General features: G+C 64.4%; 15 protein-coding genes and 1 pseudogene. 8 read left to right on the forward strand and 8 right to left on the reverse strand.

What is annotated here, in order from left to right; all coding sequences use genetic code 11:
- Nucleotides 1-34: 34 nt before the first annotated feature.
- The 5 genes from B4U45_RS14445 to B4U45_RS14465 form a co-directional block, all read right to left on the reverse strand.
- Nucleotides 35-781 carry an amino acid ABC transporter ATP-binding protein gene (locus tag B4U45_RS14445; RefSeq protein WP_075545937.1) on the reverse strand — a complete coding sequence of 249 codons (747 nt, stop codon included), beginning with the start codon at nucleotides 779-781 and terminating at the stop codon, nucleotides 35-37.
- Nucleotides 778-2,595 (reverse strand): ABC transporter substrate-binding protein/permease, encoded by a 1,818-nt coding sequence (locus B4U45_RS14450; protein ID WP_075545999.1) that lies wholly within the window; start codon nucleotides 2,593-2,595, stop codon nucleotides 778-780. Before B4U45_RS14450 ends, B4U45_RS14445 begins: the two co-directional genes overlap by 4 nt.
- A 37-nt stretch (nucleotides 2,596-2,632) precedes the next feature.
- Nucleotides 2,633-3,397, reverse strand: coding sequence for a GntR family transcriptional regulator (locus B4U45_RS14455; RefSeq protein WP_075545938.1), 765 nt, complete (start codon nucleotides 3,395-3,397; stop codon nucleotides 2,633-2,635).
- 121 nt (nucleotides 3,398-3,518) lie between these two features.
- Nucleotides 3,519-4,307: an LLM class F420-dependent oxidoreductase gene (locus B4U45_RS14460; protein ID WP_075545939.1), complete on the reverse strand. Its 789-nt coding sequence runs from the start codon at nucleotides 4,305-4,307 to the stop codon at nucleotides 3,519-3,521.
- A 36-nt stretch (nucleotides 4,308-4,343) separates the two neighbouring features.
- On the reverse strand, nucleotides 4,344-5,258 hold the full coding sequence (locus B4U45_RS14465) for an alpha/beta fold hydrolase (RefSeq protein WP_075545940.1): 915 nt from the start codon (nucleotides 5,256-5,258) through the stop codon (nucleotides 4,344-4,346).
- A gap of 601 nt (nucleotides 5,259-5,859) precedes the next feature.
- On the opposite strand from B4U45_RS14465, the gene B4U45_RS14470 reads away from it, so the two are divergent.
- Nucleotides 5,860-6,885 carry a hypothetical protein gene (locus B4U45_RS14470; protein WP_131808265.1) on the forward strand — a complete coding sequence of 342 codons (1,026 nt, stop codon included), beginning with the start codon at nucleotides 5,860-5,862 and terminating at the stop codon, nucleotides 6,883-6,885.
- 522 nt (nucleotides 6,886-7,407) lie between these two features.
- On the opposite strand, the gene B4U45_RS14475 is transcribed toward B4U45_RS14470, so the two are convergent.
- The 3 genes from B4U45_RS14475 to B4U45_RS14485 all read right to left on the reverse strand — a co-directional run bounded on the left by B4U45_RS14475 (nucleotide 7,408) and on the right by B4U45_RS14485 (nucleotide 10,163).
- Entirely contained in the window at nucleotides 7,408-8,517 is a 1,110-nt protein-coding gene (locus tag B4U45_RS14475) for an inositol-3-phosphate synthase (protein ID WP_075545941.1), read from the reverse strand.
- A 73-nt stretch (nucleotides 8,518-8,590) separates the two neighbouring features.
- A complete protein-coding gene (locus tag B4U45_RS14480) occupies nucleotides 8,591-9,133 on the reverse strand; it encodes a PadR family transcriptional regulator (RefSeq protein ID WP_075545942.1) in 543 nt (180 codons plus the stop codon).
- 160 nt (nucleotides 9,134-9,293) lie between these two features.
- Nucleotides 9,294-10,163: a DUF1707 SHOCT-like domain-containing protein gene (locus tag B4U45_RS14485; RefSeq protein ID WP_075545943.1), complete on the reverse strand. Its 870-nt coding sequence runs from the start codon at nucleotides 10,161-10,163 to the stop codon at nucleotides 9,294-9,296.
- Nucleotides 10,164-10,307: 144 nt separating this feature from the next.
- Here B4U45_RS14485 and B4U45_RS14490 point away from each other — a divergent pair, with 144 nt between their 5' ends.
- From B4U45_RS14490 to rpsR, 7 genes and pseudogenes are all read left to right on the forward strand, one after another.
- Complete coding sequence (locus B4U45_RS14490; RefSeq protein ID WP_075545944.1) at nucleotides 10,308-10,760, forward strand: DUF5318 family protein; 453 nt, start codon at nucleotides 10,308-10,310, stop codon at nucleotides 10,758-10,760.
- Nucleotides 10,753-13,266 (forward strand): transglycosylase domain-containing protein, encoded by a 2,514-nt coding sequence (locus B4U45_RS14495; RefSeq protein ID WP_075545945.1) that lies wholly within the window; start codon nucleotides 10,753-10,755, stop codon nucleotides 13,264-13,266. The genes B4U45_RS14490 and B4U45_RS14495 overlap by 8 nt, the downstream gene beginning before the upstream one ends.
- Before the next feature lie 5 nt (nucleotides 13,267-13,271).
- Nucleotides 13,272-14,967: pseudogene (locus B4U45_RS14500) on the forward strand (glycosyltransferase family 87 protein).
- A complete protein-coding gene (locus B4U45_RS14505; RefSeq protein WP_075545946.1) occupies nucleotides 14,906-15,544 on the forward strand; it encodes a DJ-1/PfpI family protein in 639 nt (212 codons plus the stop codon). Before B4U45_RS14500 ends, B4U45_RS14505 begins: the two are co-directional and overlap by 62 nt.
- 209 nt (nucleotides 15,545-15,753) lie before the next feature.
- Nucleotides 15,754-16,044, forward strand: coding sequence for a 30S ribosomal protein S6 (gene rpsF / locus B4U45_RS14510; protein WP_023369150.1), 291 nt, complete (start codon nucleotides 15,754-15,756; stop codon nucleotides 16,042-16,044).
- Between the two features lie 206 nt (nucleotides 16,045-16,250).
- A complete protein-coding gene (locus B4U45_RS14515; protein WP_075545947.1) occupies nucleotides 16,251-16,763 on the forward strand; it encodes a single-stranded DNA-binding protein in 513 nt (170 codons plus the stop codon).
- A gap of 44 nt (nucleotides 16,764-16,807) precedes the next feature.
- Nucleotides 16,808-17,062 carry a 30S ribosomal protein S18 gene (gene rpsR / locus B4U45_RS14520; RefSeq protein WP_075545948.1) on the forward strand — a complete coding sequence of 85 codons (255 nt, stop codon included), beginning with the start codon at nucleotides 16,808-16,810 and terminating at the stop codon, nucleotides 17,060-17,062.
- The last annotated feature ends 41 nt before the right edge of the window (nucleotides 17,063-17,103 follow it).

Here is a 17,103-nt window from a genome sequence, read left to right on the forward strand (position 1 = left end):
ACCCGACATCGCGGTAGCTGACTGCCAGCGGTGCCTAAAGCACCTGGGCCAGGAACCGCTGCAGTCGATCGGTCTGTGCGGCCTCGAAGATCTGCTCCGGGGGACCGGCTTCCACGACCTTGCCGTGATCCATGAAGACGACCGCATCCGATGTCGAGCGGGCGAAGCCCATTTCGTGGGTGACGACCACCATTGTCATTCCGTCGGCGCCGAGGTCGGCAATCAGTCCCAGGATGTCCTTGACCATTTCGGGATCCAGCGCAGAGGTCGCTTCGTCGAAGAACATCACCTGCGGGGCCATGGCCAGTGCGCGCGAAATCGCAACACGTTGCTGTTGGCCGCCCGATAGCATGCCGGGACGCGCAGCGGCCTTGTGTTTCAGGCCAACTCGCTCCAAGTGGCGCAGCGCCAGGTCCCTCGCCGCACCGGCGGACAGCCCGCGCAGCTTGCGCGGCGCCAGAGCCACGTTGTCGAGCACGCTGCGATGCGGGAACAGGTTGAAATGCTGGAACACCATGCCGATGCGCTGGCGCAGTTCGTTGGGGTTGTCCCGCAACACCGATCGTCCATCGAGGAGGATGTCGCCGCTGTCCGGCTCGTGCAATCGGTTGAGGGTGCGAAGCAACGTCGACTTGCCGGAGCCCGACGGGCCGATCACCGCCGCGGTGGTGCCCGCCGGTACGTCGATATCAACACCGCGCAGCACCGCGTTACCGCCCAACGTCTGATGAATATCCTTGGCAACCAACGAAACCGGCGAACGGCGCGCCTCGCTGGTCACGTCATCTCCTGGCCGATAGTCGAGCTGACGACCTCGGAGGGATCCTGCGGATCGATCCTGGCGCGGCCGCGCCGAAGCCGCGCGTCGATGTAGTTCACCAGGTGGGTCAACGGGATAGTCAACAGCAGATAGAAGATGCCCGCGGCCACCAACGGCGACAGGTTACCGGTTTGCGCGTTGAGGTCGCGGCCGATTTGGAACAGTTCGCGCTGTCTGGCCACCAGGCCCAGGAAGTACACCAGGGCAGAGGCTTTCAGCAGTGCGATGAACTGGTTGACCAATGCCGGCAACACTCGCCGTATTCCCTGCGGCACCACCACCAATCGCATCGCCGCGGAGTAGCTGAAACCCAGGGCACGAGCGGCCTCGAGCTGGCCGGGGTCCACGCTTTGGATTCCGGAACGCAGGATCTCGCCGACGTAGGCGCCGGCCATCAATCCCAGCGCGGCGATGCCCAACGGGTAGGGGTTGTTGTTGGTCAGCCCGCCCACGATCGGGCCGACACCCAGCCCGATGATCAGGATGATCACCACCTCGGGCAGGCCGCGGAAGATATCGGTGTACACCCGCGCCGGCCACCGCAGCCAGCGCTTCTGCGAGATCCCGGCGACGGCCAGCGCCATGCCGATTGCCAGCCCGATCGCGCTGGCGCTGACACTCAGGATCAATGTGTTGGGTAGCCCCGTAGCGAACAGCGTCGGGATGGCCTGCCGGTACATGTCCCAGTCGAAAAAGGATTCCCGAAGCTGCGCCAGTGTCGACTTGGGCGCGGCGGGCTGGAGCGACTTGCGGTGTTGACTGGCCGCGATTGCGGCGAAATCCGGCAACGTCGGGGCAGCGACGGCTTTCGAGCCGGGTTTCCAGCCGGCCGGCAACGTGCGGGGAACCCAGTTGCTGTAGAGATCCGACCAGGTTCCGTCGGCGATCACCGCGTCCAGCCCCGAGTTCAGCGCGTCGACGAGCGCGGGATTGTCCTTGGCGACCGCATAGCCCACGACATCGTCGGTGCTGAAGGTGTTCGCGACGATCACCGCCGGATCGCCCGGCCGCATGGCGGCCGCTGCTTGGTTAGCCGGTGCCACCCACGCGTCGATCTGGTGGGTTTTCAGACTCCCGTACACGGTGGCGAAGTCGGGATACTTCACCGGTTGCAAGTGCAGGGTGTCGACGACGTAGGACTCCTCGACCGTGCCTTGGACGACGCCGATGCGCTGACCCGCGGCGAGGTCGGTGAAACTGGTGATCGCCGAACCGGGAGGCACCACCAGCGAGTAGTAGCCGAAGTCGTAGCCGTTGGTGAAAGCGACCGTGCGACGGCGAGCATCGGTGGTCTTGACCGATGCCGAGCCGACGTCGAAACGTCGCGATGCCACCTGGGCAAGTAGCCCGGAGAAGTCGGTGCCGACGAAGCGCACGTGCAAGCCAAGTTTGGCGGCAATGGCGCGCAACAGCTCATTGTCGAAGCCGGTGAACCGTCCGGTCGAGTTGATGCAGACGTTCGGCGGGGCGTCCGAGAGCGTGCCCACCGTCAGCGCCCCGGGGGTGCCCAGCCCCAGCGCGTTGACATCAATTGAGCTGAGCGGCACGACGGTGGCGGTGGTGTCGGTGTCGTCGTCGGTGCCCGCCATACCGGGCCTCGACAGGTTGCCGGGCAGAACCGTGGCACTCTCCACCCCGGCGGGGGCGCACTGATGGCGGTCTGCCGCCGCGGGCGCGGCGGTTGCCAGGCTAGCGGTGGCGAGGATCAGCATTGTCGCGGCCGCGGCCAATAGCCTGAGCCCGCTTCTGGTGCGGGGACCCACGCGTGGACTCATCACCGCCACCGTATCGGCCGACCGGATGGCGCGTCGCTCAGAGCACGATCGACGACGGCTCGCGAGTGCCGGCCAGAGCGCCGACAGCCGACGGCTCCGGAACCATGGCCGTCAGGCGTACCGGAAACTGGTCCGGCCCGATCCCGCCGTGCGGCGTGAACACCCGGCGACGGAATAGTTCGGCCAGCATCGTGTGCGCCATCAGCTGGGATCGCCCGATACATGCGGCCCGCGCGGCTTCCGGATCACGCCGATGTATTGCCGAGTGCTCGTCTTCGTAGAACGACAGCATGTCGTCGCGGCCGTTCTGGTAGGTCAGCCAAAAGGCGCGGGGAATAAGGTTTTGCGAGGCACGAATGCTGGCGTGCAGCCGCGGCCCCGCGTACTCGTCGTTGACCGTTCGCCGGTATTCGTGCGCGACTTCGGAAAAAGTCCGCGGCTCCTTCGACGTGCGCAACGAGCGCATCAACGCGTCGAGCTGGCCCAAAATCCGCGGTGTGGGGTTGGCCGCGGCCCGCGCCGAAGCGATGCCGTTGAGCAGGCCGTCGAGCTCGTGATGTTCGAGGACGGTCGCTTCGTCGAACCGCTCGACGAACGCCCCGCGGTGATAGCGAGTCGACACGACGCCGTCGTGTTCGAGTTGCACCAGTGCCTCTTGTATCGGGACGCGGCTGACTCCCAAGCCCTGCGCGATTTCGTTGCGGTCGACACGGTCGCCGCTGCGCAGTTTGCCAGTCAGGATCAGGTCGAGGATGTGCGAAACAACCTGGTCTTTTTCTTTGATCCCATATTTCTTAGGCATCACTATCCGTCGGTTTCCGTCGAGTCTCTTCCAGCCGCTCCGGCTATCGGCGCTGGCAAGTTTCTCATGACTGGCAGCGCGCTATCGGGCGTTTGGCAGATGAAATCGACGCAAACGCCAACTAACGGCTGCCACGCCATCTGCAGAGCGCCTCGGCGGCGGTGAGGTCGTAATCGGGACCGTCGCAGCCGACCGTTAGCAGCGTGACCCCAAGCTCGACCAGAGCTTCGGCGTCAGCGATCCCGCCCGTTACCGCGGCCGAGCGTTCGATCGTGGCCGGATCCCGGCCGACGTCGGCGCAGTGCCGGTTCAATACCGCGGCCTTGGCCGGGAACTCGTCGGCGGCGGTGAAGCTGTGCCACATGTCGGCGTATTCGGCCACCAGGCGCAGCGTCTTGCGTTCGCCGCCGCCGCCGATCAACACCGGGATATCACGGGTGGGCGGTGGGTTCAGTTTTGCGAGTCGGGCCTTGATTCGCGGGAGCGCGGCGGCCAGGTCGTCGAGTCGACTGCCGGCGGTGCCGAATTCGTAGCCGTATTCGTCGTAGTCCCTTTGTTTCCAGCCGGAACCGATGCCCAACACGAGTCGGCCGTCGGAAATATGGTCGACGGTACGGGCCATATCGGCCAGCAGCTCCGGATTCCGGTAGGAGTTGCAGGTCACCAGGGCGCCGATCTGGATGCGCGACGTCTGCTCGGCCCACGCCCCGAGCATGGTCCAGCACTCGAAGTGCGCACCGTCGGGATCGCCGAAGAGCGGGAAGAAGTGGTCCCAGTTGAAGGCGATGTCGACGCCGATGTCCTCGCAGCGGCGGACGGCGTCGCGGATGTGGCCGTAGTGCGGGGCGTGCTGCGGCTGGAGCTGCACGCCGATGCGGATGGGTAGATCGGGATGCACGGCTGAGGTCATACGACCACGGTAGGCCCGGTGCTCTGGGCGAAACGCTCAGCGTCTGCCGAACACTGCGCGCAGGATGTCGACAAGCGCGCGCGGTTGGTCGCTTTGCACCGAGTGGCCCGAATCCGGAACGGTGTGCGCACCACGGAAATGCCTTGCGCGCCTGCTCAATTCGGCGACATCCTGGTCGCTGACGAAGCCCGACTTGCCGCCGCGCACGAGCGTGATCGGTGCCGACAAGGCGTCGACGTCATCCCACAAGCCGGCAAAGTCCGGGAAGCTGCGGATGGCGTCGTAGCGCCAGGTCCAGTTGCCGTTGTCGAGTCGACGGGAGTTGTGGAACACGCCGCGGCGCAATGCCTTCACCTCGCGATGCGGCGCCGCGGCGATGGTTACGTCGAGCATCGCCTGGAAGCTGGGGAATTCTCGCTCACCGTGCATCAGCGCGACCGTGCCGCGCTGATCGGCGGTCATTTCGGCGTGCCGCTGCAGCGCCGACGGGGTGACGTCGATGACGATGAGTTCGTCGACGAGTTCGGGGGCGACCGCGCCCAGCCGGATCGCGGTGAGCCCGCCCAGCGACATCCCGACGACGAATTCGGCCGCCGGTGCCAGCTCCCGCAGCACCGGGGCCAGGGCGTCGGCATTGTGCTGCGGCGAATAGTCGCCGTCCTCGCGCCAACCGGAGTGACCGTGCCCCGGCAGATCTACCGCCAGCGCCGGCTCGCCAAGGCCGACGATCACCGTGTCCCAGGTGTGCGCATTCTGGCCGCCGCCGTGGAGGAAGATCACTCGCGGCGCCGCGCCGCCCCAGCGCAGCGCGCTGATTCTGCCGGCAGCGGTGTCGGCGTCCACCCGCGCTACTTCCGGCAGCGCGCCGGTGGCACCGGCCTGCTCGGCGTTTTCGGCCAGCAGATCGAACTCGGAGAGTCCGGCCAGTTCGTCGTCGGAAATCTCGGTCACGGCTCTGACTCTACGAGTCATGCCCAAGTGCCAGGCGGGGATGACTCTGACGTCCCGTCGTTCGCTTCGTTCGACCTACCCGCCGGACCGCCTGCTATGTGATGCCGGACGCTGCGTGGGTTTCGGCAATGCGCTGCGCGCAGAGATCTAGGCCGGTAGCGCATGCAACCTTTGAAGTGGACAGATCACTTTGTGTCCGTTCGCGCTGGTCGCCGGTGACGGCTGGCGTCGATATTTGGCTGTGGTTGGCGGTTATATCAAGGCCACCGAGCCCCGCGCCAACCTTTCCGGAAAGACGCTGGGGTCGACAAGGCGCAGTTTCATAAGCTATGAATATGAATCGATCGTTGATCGCAATTGACGTAAATGAGCATTTGTCCCATAATGTTGTGGCCCCTTGCCGGATTCGAACAGCAAATCCAGCTTTACCTACGTTTACTGCGGACGCCAATGGCCACGAGTTCATACCTGTAGCCATTTTGTACAGGCAAAGTCGGACTGGCTCGCAATCCGGCTTGCACCCCTGTCCGGGAGTGGTTACGTTTAACCATTCAACAACCGGCCGCAGAGCTAACATTATTAGAAAGGCTATTAGTCATTAATGTCCGAGGACATTAAAGCAGCCAACTTTATCGATGTGACAACGGCCGAATCCCATTCCGTTCTGTTCAATTGGTCTACGGCCGAAGAGGCGACGGTCACACAGCGTCGGAAGATTGGTGTTGCAGTTGCAACTTTGGGGGCGCTGACTTTGTGCTGTGGGAGCGCCGCAGTTGATGCCGCCAATTTCGATCGGTTTAATGTTGGCAGACTCGATATTGCATTAACTGCCTACGATGGCTTCAAGTTAGACACTTGCTCGAGCGGCGACTTTAGCTCTACCGACCGTAGCGGCTCCGGCGGAAACTCAGACTCAGTGAGTCCCAGCGGCGGCGGGAGCAATCTCAAAGAAATCAACGGTGAAGGCCATAACCCAGAGCCCGAGCGAATACAGGTCTTTATTTACACTGATTATAATCCCAACGACACAAGCTACGATCCGAATAGCCATTACCATCCTCAGGTCGAGGAAAGCAATAATGGAGCAACCAATTTCGATGTACTAGCTTCAGCTCCTACCATTTCGTCCGTTGATCCGTCCCGCTTGATGGAAGTGAGTGTGCCCGAGGTCTACATTGAACGCGAGCCGGATAGCTTTGACTCTGGCTACGCGAATGGTAGCGTACGCGATTCCGATTCAGGGCAGGTCAACCCATTTTCTTCGCAAGGCGTTGGGAGAGAAGATCCCGGTGCGGGCGACCTACTTCAGGAATATTTCGTCGTAACGACAGAGGAAGGACTGCTGCCGCGTTCCATTGTTAGATCAGGTGCAGATATCGACGATCTAAACCAAGATTGGTACAACGAGGTGGTTAGCAATTCCCAGAACAGTCGCTGGACTATGCACAGAGTATATGATCCAGAAAGACTAGACATGCTTCGTGATTTTGTACGGGAGCAGCCAAACCAACCACAATGGACCGCCTCAGATGAAGAAAGATATTCTCCCGAAAATATCGATAACATTATTCGTCCCAATTATAATGATCCACGTTATCGTGATGATGATGCAGGTGAAGACGATTAGAAGCTTCACGCAGGACAGTCGATGAACAAGCAACCAGCCCCTTGCGTCTTTGGCTACTTCTGCTGCTGGCCATAATATTCGGAACATGACTGAGTAGCGTATGGCCGGCGTTAGCAAAACCGTTTCTATCGACGGTTGATGATCAGGGTTCGGAATTGGTTCGGGCCTGGCGCGGTGACGTGCTGGCGGACATACGCGCTGGGCTGGCGTGCTCGACGCGGCCGAACCGGATCCGGGAGGTGACGCCGCGAGCGGCCGAGGCGAGCGGCGGGTGCTGGACTCAACCCGTACGACGCGATGGCCACGATGGAACACGACCACGCTAATCCCGCTGCGGCAATCCGGGGCTGGTGCAGTGGTCGATGGTGCGTTGCAGCCCCGGTTGGGTGCGCGGCGGTCGCGTGACGATGGCTAGCGACCGGCCTTAACCGGCCACTGCACCAACACCAACCGCCACGTCAAGCTGACCGCAGCGTGCTTACCGCCTATCCCACCAAGTCCATTCGGCACCAACCGACCGAACTAGTCGGCCCCGATGATGAACTCTTCGAGTTGGGCGCGCGCAATGTCGTCCGGCAACTGCTGCGGCGGGCTCTTCATCAGGTAGGCCGATGCCGGGATCACCGGTCCGCCGACGCCGCGATCCTTGGCGATCTTCGCCGCGCGCACCGCGTCGATGATGACGCCCGCCGAGTTCGGCGAATCCCACACCTCGAGCTTGTACTCCAGATTGAGCGGCACGTCACCGAAGGCACGACCCTCCAGTCGCACATAGGCCCACTTGCGGTCGTCGAGCCAGCCGACATGGTCGGACGGGCCGATGTGCACATCCTTGGTCTTGAACTCGCGCTGCAGGTTGGAGGTGACCGCCTGGGTCTTGGAAATCTTCTTCGATTCCAGGCGCTCCCTTTCGAGCATGTTGAGGAAGTCCATGTTGCCGCCCACGTTGAGCTGCATCGTGCGGTCCAACTGGACGCCGCGGTCCTCGAACAGCTTGGCCAGCACCCGGTGCGTGATCGTCGCCCCGACCTGGCTCTTGATGTCGTCACCGACGATTGGCACTCCGGCGTCGGCGAACTTCTTGGCCCACACCGGGTCGGAGGCGATGAACACCGGCAGCGCATTGACGAACGCCACCCCGGCATCGATCGCGCACTGGGCATAGAACTTGTCGGCCTCTTCCGAGCCCACCGGAAGGTAGGAGACCAGCACGTCGACCTTGGCGTCCCGCAGCACCTGGACCACGTCAACGGGCTCGGCGTCGGAGAGCTCGATGGTGTCGGCGTAGTACTTGCCGATGCCATCCAATGTCGGACCGCGTTGGACGGTCACGTTGGTCGGCGCCACGTCGGCGATCTTGATGGTGTTGTTCTCCGAGGCGAAGATCGCGTCCGACAGGTCGAACCCGACTTTCTTGGCGTCCACGTCGAACGCGGCCACGAACTTGACGTCACGGACGTGGTACGGACCGAACCGCACGTGCATCAGCCCGGGCACCGTGGAGGAGTCGTCGGCGTTGTGGTAGTACTCGACGCCCTGGACCAGCGAGGACGCGCAGTTGCCGACGCCGACAATCGCGACCCGTACCTCAGGCTGCGCCTCCGGCGCCCCTAACGGCTTGTACTCACTCATTCGGGCGTTCTCCTAACCTCATAGCTTTGGGCAGTGTCTTGTGTGGTTGTGTGCAGGGGCTGGTGTGCAGAGTTCACGTCTGTTCGGCGTGATTGGGCGCTGCCCGTTCTGCGGCGATGAGCTCGTTGAGCCACTTGACTTCACGCTCGCTGGACTCGAGCCCGAGCTGGTGCAGTTGCCGGGTGTAGCGGTCCAACGAGCTGCTGGCCCGTGCCACCGCTTCGCGCAGGCCTTCTCGGCGCTCTTCGACCTGGCGGCGACGGCCTTCCAGGATGCGCATCCGCGCCTCGGCCGGAGTGCGGTTGAAGAACGCGAGGTGCACCCCGAAGCCGTCGTCGGTGTAGTTGTGCGGGCCGGTGTCGGCGACCAGTTCGGCAAAGCGTCGCCGGCCCTCATCGGTCAGCTGGTAGACCCGGCGTGCGCGGCGCACCGGCGTGCCCGCGGGAGCGGCATTCTCCGCGATCAGCCCCTCGGCCTGCATCCGCCGCAGGGCCGGATACAGCGAGCCGTAGGAGAATGCCCGGAATGCGCCGAGCAACCCGGTCAGCCGTTTACGCAACTCGTAGCCGTGCATGGGCGACTCGATCAGGAGGCCCAGGATGGCAAGTTCCAGCATCGAGTCACCCCCTTTGTATGGCTGCTGTATGGCCGCTGTTGCGTGAACTACTTAGCGTTTCGACGCCTCGCGTCATCGTATCGTTTCGATATATTTGCCACAACACCACGCGGCGTTGGTGAGTTGTTCGTCACGTGTGAGCGGCCTGCCCCCGGCTCCGCTACGACGGGTAACTCACCTGTTTGACGGTGCCGTCACCAGCAAAGGCGATATAGCCGCCGCCGTAGTCGCTGGAAACATACACCGACAACGACAGCGCCCCGGGCGTGGTGGGGTCTTCGGCCGGATCGATGACCAGGTACATGTTGGTGACGTCGGATTGCTTCATGCCCAGCGTCTCCGCGGCGCCCCGCATAATCCCCACCGTCGCCTTCACATCGAACTTGCCCAGGTCGACCAGGGACCCGTCGGTGCCGCTCTTGGCGGAGCTGGTCGGATCGCCCCAGCCGCCGCGGTAGGTGTAACTCAGCACCCTGCGGTCGTCGGCGGGGTCCTTGCGGTCGAGCACGGCGTACGTCGGGTAGATCACCAAGCGGTACCCCATGGTGTCGCCGAACCTCTTGCGCGTCTGCTCCAGCAGACCGGTGAGCCCGCCTAGGGAGTGCAGCTGCTTCGGCGGCGTCAGCACCACGGCCGCGACGCCGTCGGGCTTGGCTCCCGGATCCGTCGTGAAATCCAGCGGTGAGCTGGTATTGCCGTACAAACCCCAGCCGATGCCGACACCCAACAGCACCGACACCCCGAATGCGGCCGCCAGCAGACCCCACCCGTTGCGTCGTGCCCGCGACTTGAGCGCGGGAACCTCAGCGGGGGCACTCTCGGACTGCAGATCGGCGATCAGGTTTTGGAGGTCGCCCAGCGTCACGGCCTTGGTGGCGGTGCTCACCCGATCGCGGTGCTCTTCCATCGAAAGCTGGCCGTCGTTGAGGGCGGCGTCAAGAATCTGGCAGGCGTCTTGCCGGTCGCTGTCCTTGGCCCGGGTCGTCGTCGATCCTCCACGAGCAAGTGGTGCGCCCAGCCATTTCGCCACGGGGATGATCGTAGAAGTCCCGACCCTGGGCGCGCGATGCAGCTTCGGTGGCGCAGGTCGAGGTGCCGCCGCTGCTGCCCGGGATGTGCCCAGGCCGTGCCGGGCTGCATCGTCACGACGCGAAAGCGACGTACTCTGGTCAGCGTGCAACTGCAGCGACAGGTGGTGGACTATGCGCTTCGCCGGCGTTCACTGCTGGCCGAGGTGTACTCGGGACGCACCGGCGTCTCCGAGGTCTGCGACGCAAATCCCTATCTGTTGCGCGCCGCGAAGTTTCACGGGAAACCAAGCCGGGTGGTCTGCCCGATCTGCCGCAAGGAGCAGCTGACAATCGTGTCTTGGGTGTTCGGCGAGCATCTGGGCGCGATCTCGGGCTCAGCGCGGACCGCCGAAGAGCTGGTCATGCTCGCCACCCGGTTCACGGAGTTTGCGGTGCACGTTGTGGAGGTGTGCCGGACTTGCAGTTGGAATCACCTCGTCAAGTCCTATGTCCTGGGCGCGGCACGTCCGGCACGTCCGGCGCGACCTCCAAGGGCCCCGAGGGGGGCTGGTCGAACGCGGACGGCGCGCGATGGCGCCCGCACGGCCAGTGAATAGCGAAGGGCGCCACCACCAGTCGTCGAGTGACGCTGCAGGCGGGCCGGCGACTGAGGGTGTGGACCAATCTCGCGGGAACCCAGGTGGCGCAGAAGGGGCGCGTCCGTCGGCGGGGCCGCGCCGCCAGGTTCCGCCCGACGATCGAATGACCACGATCATCCCGCCGGTGACCGATGACCGATCGTCTCGGCACGCGGACCCGATCGAGGAAGTCAGGGCTGCCCTGGACAATCCGCCGACGACACCCCTGCATCGCGACCCGCTGGAGCAGGTCAAGGCTGCGTTGAACAGTCCCGAGCCGCGCCCTCGACACGAGCGGCTGAGCGGCGCAGCAGGTCCACCGGGGCCACCCGGCCCGGGCGGCCCGAGGGGCGCTCGGACGGCTAGGCCGAGGCCCGAGTGGATCCAGCGGATCAACTGGAAGTGGGTGCGGCGATCGGTTGGCCTGGCGGCGGCGGCGATGATCTTGCTGCCGATCGTCACCTTCACCATGGCCTACTTCATTGTCGACGTGCCGAGGCCGGGGGACATCCGCACGAACCAGGTCTCCACGATTCTGGCCAGCGACGGCTCCGAAATTGCCAAAATCGTTCCGCCGGAAGGCAATCGCGTCGACGTCAACCTCAGCCAGGTCCCGGTGCACGTACGTCAGGCGGTCATCGCGGCTGAGGACCGCGGTTTTTACTCCAACCCCGGCTTCTCGTTCAGCGGTTTTGCCCGGGCGGTGAAGAACAACCTGTTCGGCGGCGACTTGCAGGGTGGTTCCACGATCACCCAGCAGTACGTCAAGAACGCGTTGGTCGGTTCGGCGCAGCACGGGTGGAGCGGCCTGATGCGCAAGTCCAAGGAGTTGGTGATCGCGACCAAGATGTCCGGGGAGTGGTCCAAAGACGACGTGCTGCAGGCGTATTTGAACATCATCTACTTCGGGCGGGGTGCTTACGGGATCTCGGCGGCTTCGAAGGCTTATTTCGACAAGCCGGTCGAGCAGCTCACCGTATCCGAGGGGGCGTTGCTGGCGGCGCTGATCAGGCGACCGTCCACGCTGGACCCGGCAGTCGACCCGGAAGGCGCAGTCGCGCGGTGGAACTGGGTGCTCGACGGCATGGTCGAGACCAAGGCGCTGTCCGCCCAGGACCGCGCCGAACAGCAGTTTCCCAAGACCGTCCCGCCGGAGCAGGCCCGCGCGGAAAACCAGACCACCGGCCCCAACGGGCTGATCGAACGACAGGTGACCAAGGAATTATTGGAGCTGTTCAACATCGATGAGCAGACCCTGAACACCCAGGGGTTGCAGGTCACCACCACCATCGATCCGCAAGCCCAACGGTCCGCCGAAAAGGCGGTGGCCAAATACCTCGACGGGCAGGATCCCGATATGCGCGCGGCGGTGGTGTCCATCGACCCGCACAACGGCGGGGTGCGCGCCTACTACGGCGGCGACAACGCCAACGGCTACGACTTCGCCCAAGCCGGATTGCAGACCGGATCCTCGTTCAAGGTCTTCGCGTTGGTGGCGGCCCTCGAGCAGGGGATCGGGTTGGGCTATCAGGTCGACAGTTCACCGCTCACGGTCGACGGCATCAAGATCACCAATGTCGACGGCGAGGGTTGCGGGACGTGCAACATCGCCGAGGCGCTCAAGATGTCGCTGAACACCTCCTATTACCGGCTGATGCTCAAACTGAAGGGCGGCCCCCAGGCCGTGGCCGACGCCGCGCACCAAGCCGGTGTGGCCGAGAGTTTCCCGGGCGTGCCGCACACGCTGTCCGAGGATGGCAAGGGCGGGCCGCCGAACAACGGGATTGTGTTGGGCCAGTATCAAACCCGGGTGATCGATATGGCGACGGCGTACGCCACGCTGGCCGCGTCGGGCATCTATCACCGGCCGCACTTCGTCCAGAAGGTCGTCAATGCGGAAGGTCAGGTCCTTTTCGACGCCGCCACCCAGGACGACTCCGGTGAGCAGCGCATCCCCAAGGCCGTGGCCGACAACGTCACCGCGGCCATGATGCCGATCGCGGGCTATTCACGCGGCCACAACCTGGCCGGCGGCAGGCCCTCGGCCGCCAAGACCGGCACGGTGCAATTGGGTGATACCACCGCCAACAAGGACGCCTGGATGGTCGGCTACACGCCGTCGCTGTCCACCGCCGTGTGGGTCGGGACGGTCAAGGGCGACGAGCCGCTGGAGACCGCCTCGGGCGCAGCGGTTTACGGCTCGGGTCTGCCATCGGATATCTGGAAGGCGACCATGGACGGGGCCCTGAAGGGCTCCCAGAACGAGACGTTCCCCAAGCCCACGGAGATTGGCGGCTACGCCGGTGTGCCGGCGCCGCCGCCGCCTCCGCCGTCTGCGGCGCCGCCCTCGGAGACCGTCATTCAACCCACCGTCGAAGTGGCGCCGGGGATCACCATTCCCGTCGGTCCGCCCACCACCGTGACGCTCGCGCCCGGGCCGCCGTCCGCACCACCGCCGACTGACAATCCCACACCGCCACCGTGACGGATATCCGGACCCATCTAGCAACCGGCTCACTCACCTCGCCCGCGCCGTTGGCCCGCGACCTACGTAGTGCAGATACCCGCGATTGTCCCAGCCGCACCGACGTTTTGGGTTCTGCTTTGGCCGACGTCATCGGTGGGCCGGTGGGCCGGCACGCCTTGATCGGACGTGCCCGGTTCATGACGCCGTTGCGGGTGATGTTTGTGATCGCGCTGGTGTTTCTGGCGCTCGGCTGGTCGACGAAGGCCGCCTGCCTGCAAACCACCGGGACCGGGCCGGGCGACAAGAGGGTGGCCAACTGGGACAACCAGCGCGCCTATTACGAATTGTGCTACTCCGACACCGTGCCGCTCTACGGCGCAGAGCTGTTGAGCCAGGGCAAGTTCCCGTACAAATCCAGCTGGGTCGAAACGGACAGCACCGGCGCACCGCAGATCCAATACAACGGGCGGTTGGCGGTGCGCTACATGGAATATCCGGTGTTGACCGGGATATACCAGTACGTGTCGATGGCGATTGCCAAGACCTACACCGCGTTGAGCAACGTCACGCCGCTCCCGGTGATCGCCGAAGTGGTGATGTTTTTCAACGCCGCGGCGTTCGGGCTGGCGATCGCCTGGTTGGCTACCGTGTGGGCAACCTCGGGCCTGGCCGGCCGCCGGATCTGGGATGCGGCACTGGTGGCGGCATCGCCGCTGCTGATCTTCCAGATATTCACCAACTTCGACGCACTGGCAACGGCTTTCGCAATGGGTGGGCTGCTGGCCTGGGCGCGCCGCAGACCGTGGCTGGCCGGACTGCTGATCGGTTTGGGTGCTGCGGCCAAGTTGTATCCGCTGTTGTTCCTGGGCCCGCTGGTGGTGCTGGGTATTCGGACCGGGCGGCTGGGCGCCGTGGGCCGCACGGCGCTGGCCGCGGCGGTGACCTGGCTGGCGGTCAATCTGCCCATCATGGTGCTCTATCCGCGGGGCTGGTCGGAGTTCTTCCGGCTCAACACCCGGCGCGGCGACGACATGGATTCGCTGTACAACGTGGTGAAGTCCTACACCGGCTGGCGCGGCTTCGATCCCATACGCGGCTTCTGGGAACCGCCGATGGTGCTGAACACGGTCGTGACGGTGCTGTTTGTATTGTTTTGTGCCGCAGTCGCTTACATCGCGTTCACTGCGCCGCAGCGGCCGCGGGTGGCGCAGCTGATGTTTCTGGTGGTGGTGTTCTTCCTGCTGACCAACAAGGTGTGGAGCCCGCAGTTTTCGCTGTGGTTGGTACCGCTGGCCGTGCTTGCCCTGCCGCACCGCCGGATTCTGCTGGCGTGGATGACAATTGACGCGCTGGTGTGGGTTCCGCGAATGTATTACCTCTACGGCAACCCGAACCGCTCACTGCCCCAGCAGTGGTTCACCACCACGGTGTTGTTGCGAGATATTGCTGTTATCGTGCTGTGTGCATTGATAATTCGGCAAATCTACCGGCCTGAGGAGGATCTGGTGCGCTGGAGTGGGCGAGTCGACGATCCCGCGGGCGGTGTTTACGACCGTGCCCCCGACGCCGCACCCGGCTGGCTGCCGAACTGGCTGCGCCCAGTCGCATCGCGGCCGGAGCTGACAGCGCCTGCCGCTATTGCGGCGCGGGAGCCCTGATGCAGGTCGCGATCCCGCTTTTCCCGAGGTTCACCGCGTTGGACGCGGTCGGTCCCTATGAAGTCCTGCAGCGTATTCCGTCGATCGAAGTGGTTTTCGTCGGGCACCGGCGCGGCGAGCTGCGCACCGAAAACGGCATGCTCGGCCTGGTCTGCGATGCCACCTTCGACGAGGTCGGCACACCCGATGTCGTGGTGTTTCCCGGTGGCATCGGAACCCGGGTGCTGCTGGACGACGAGATCATTCGCGGTTGGCTGCAATCGGTCCATCCGCACACCAGATTCACCACCTCGGTGTGCACCGGAGCGTTGTTGCTCGCCGCCGCCGGGCTGCTTGACGGGCTGACCGCCACGACGCATTGGCGCGCCGCAGCACAGCTCAACGAGCTGGGCGCGCGGTATGTGCCCGACCGCGTCGTCGAACACCTGCCGCAGCGCATCATCACCGCCGCCGGGGTCTCCAGCGGCATCGACATGGCTTTGCGGTTGGTCGAGTTGCTCGTTGACCGGGAAGCCGCCCAGGCCGCCCAGCTGCTCATCGAATACGACCCGCGGCCGCCGTTCGCCTCGGGATCGCTGGCCACTGCCGACGAGGCAACGAGGAGCCGGGCCGCTGAATTCCTGCGCAGCCGGAAGTGACCGGCTTTCTGGCCGCGAGATTGCCGTGAGGGCTGTGGTCCGGCACCAGACCACGACCACCAGTGCAATCTGGGCGCAGACCGCGGCATTGTTCGGCGATTTTCTGGTCGGCGCGCTATCCGGTAGCCTGGGACGGTTGCCGACGCAGGCGACCCTCCTGCCACGGACCGACCGTGGCCGCTACGACCAGAGGAGGTGATGAGGTCCCTATGCGTCCATACGAAATCATGATCATCCTCGATCCCACTCTCGACGAACGCACCGTCGCCCCGTCCCTGGAGACGTTCCTGAACGTCGTCCGGAAGGACGGCGGAAAAGTCGAAAAGGTCGACATCTGGGGGCGGCGGCGGTTGGCCTACGAGATCGCCAAGCACTCCGAGGGCATCTACGTCGTCGTCGACCTGAAGGCTGCCCCGGCGACGGTATCCGAACTGGACCGCCAGCTGAGCCTCAACGAGTCGGTACTGCGCACCAAGGTGATGCGCGCCGACAAGCACTAGCCCGGCGACGATGCGGCCGCGTAGCGGGGGCGGAGGAGCCGGGCAATCAAGCACTAGCCCGGCGACGATGCGGCCGCGTAGCGGGGGCGGAGGAGCCGGGCAATCAAGCACCAGCCCGTCGCTGTCAGCCCCGTTGCATAGGCTCGAGTCAAAGACGCTCATGACTACCCGCCAGGCGAGGATCGGGCGGAACAAGGAGAACTATTGTGGCTGGTGACACCACCATCACCGTCGTCGGAAACCTGACCGCTGATCCCGAGCTACGGTTCACGCCGTCGGGTGCCGCCGTCGCGAATTTCACTGTCGCGTCAACGCCCCGGATCTACGATCGGCAGACCGGTGAATGGAAGGACGGCGAGGCGCTTTTCCTGCGCTGCAACATTTGGCGGGAGGCCGCCGAAAACGTAGCGGAAAGCCTGACCAGGGGTGCGCGGGTCATCGTCACCGGCCGGCTCAAGCAACGTTCGTTCGAAACCCGTGAAGGCGAGAAGCGCACCGTCGTCGAGGTCGAGGTAGACGAGATCGGTCCGTCACTTCGGTACGCCACCGCCAAAGTCAACAAGGCCAGCCGAAGCGGCGGTGGCGGCGGCTTTGGCGGCGGTGGCGGTTCCCGGCCGGCGACCCCGCCGGCCGGCGGCGCACCCGGTTCCGGTGACGACCCGTGGGGCAGCGCCCCTGCCTCGGGCTCATTCGGCGGCGATGACGAGCCGCCCTTCTGATCGACAACACGTCCCATCACTGAGCAACGGAAAGAAAGACACTCATGGCCAAGTCCAGCAAGCGACGCCCGGCTCCGGAAAAGCCGGTCAAGGCGCGCAAATGCGTCTTCTGCGCGAAGAAGGGTCAGAAGATCGACTACAAGGACACCGCGCTGCTGCGCACCTATATCAGCGAGCGCGGCAAGATCCGGGCGCGCCGGGTCACCGGCAACTGTGTTCAGCACCAACGAGACATCGCAACCGCGGTGAAGAATGCCCGTGAAGTCGCGCTGCTGCCCTTTACCTCGTCGGCGCGGTAGCCGACCGTAAGCGCCGCAGGCCCAACGAAAGTACGCAAACG

The organism is Mycobacterium persicum (assembly GCF_002086915.1).
GTDB classification, from domain to species: Bacteria; Actinomycetota; Actinomycetes; order Mycobacteriales; family Mycobacteriaceae; genus Mycobacterium; species Mycobacterium persicum.

Bases quoted from the DNA above. Each gene is read 5' to 3' on its own strand.
- B4U45_RS14505 (WP_075545946.1), top strand. From the start codon at position 14,906: ATGCAGGTCGCGATCCCGCTTTTCCCGAGGTTCACCGCGTTGGACGCG.
- rpsF (WP_023369150.1), top strand. From the start codon at position 15,754: ATGCGTCCATACGAAATCATGATCATCCTCGATCCCACTCTCGACGAA.
- B4U45_RS14475 (WP_075545941.1), bottom strand. From the start codon at position 8,517: ATGAGTGAGTACAAGCCGTTAGGGGCGCCGGAGGCGCAGCCTGAGGTA.
- B4U45_RS14470 (WP_131808265.1), top strand. From the start codon at position 5,860: ATGTCCGAGGACATTAAAGCAGCCAACTTTATCGATGTGACAACGGCC.
- B4U45_RS14460 (WP_075545939.1), bottom strand. From the start codon at position 4,307: ATGACCTCAGCCGTGCATCCCGATCTACCCATCCGCATCGGCGTGCAG.
- B4U45_RS14450 (WP_075545999.1), bottom strand. From the start codon at position 2,595: ATGAGTCCACGCGTGGGTCCCCGCACCAGAAGCGGGCTCAGGCTATTG.
- B4U45_RS14455 (WP_075545938.1), bottom strand. From the start codon at position 3,397: ATGCCTAAGAAATATGGGATCAAAGAAAAAGACCAGGTTGTTTCGCAC.
- B4U45_RS14480 (WP_075545942.1), bottom strand. From the start codon at position 9,133: ATGCTGGAACTTGCCATCCTGGGCCTCCTGATCGAGTCGCCCATGCAC.
- rpsR (WP_075545948.1), top strand. From the start codon at position 16,808: ATGGCCAAGTCCAGCAAGCGACGCCCGGCTCCGGAAAAGCCGGTCAAG.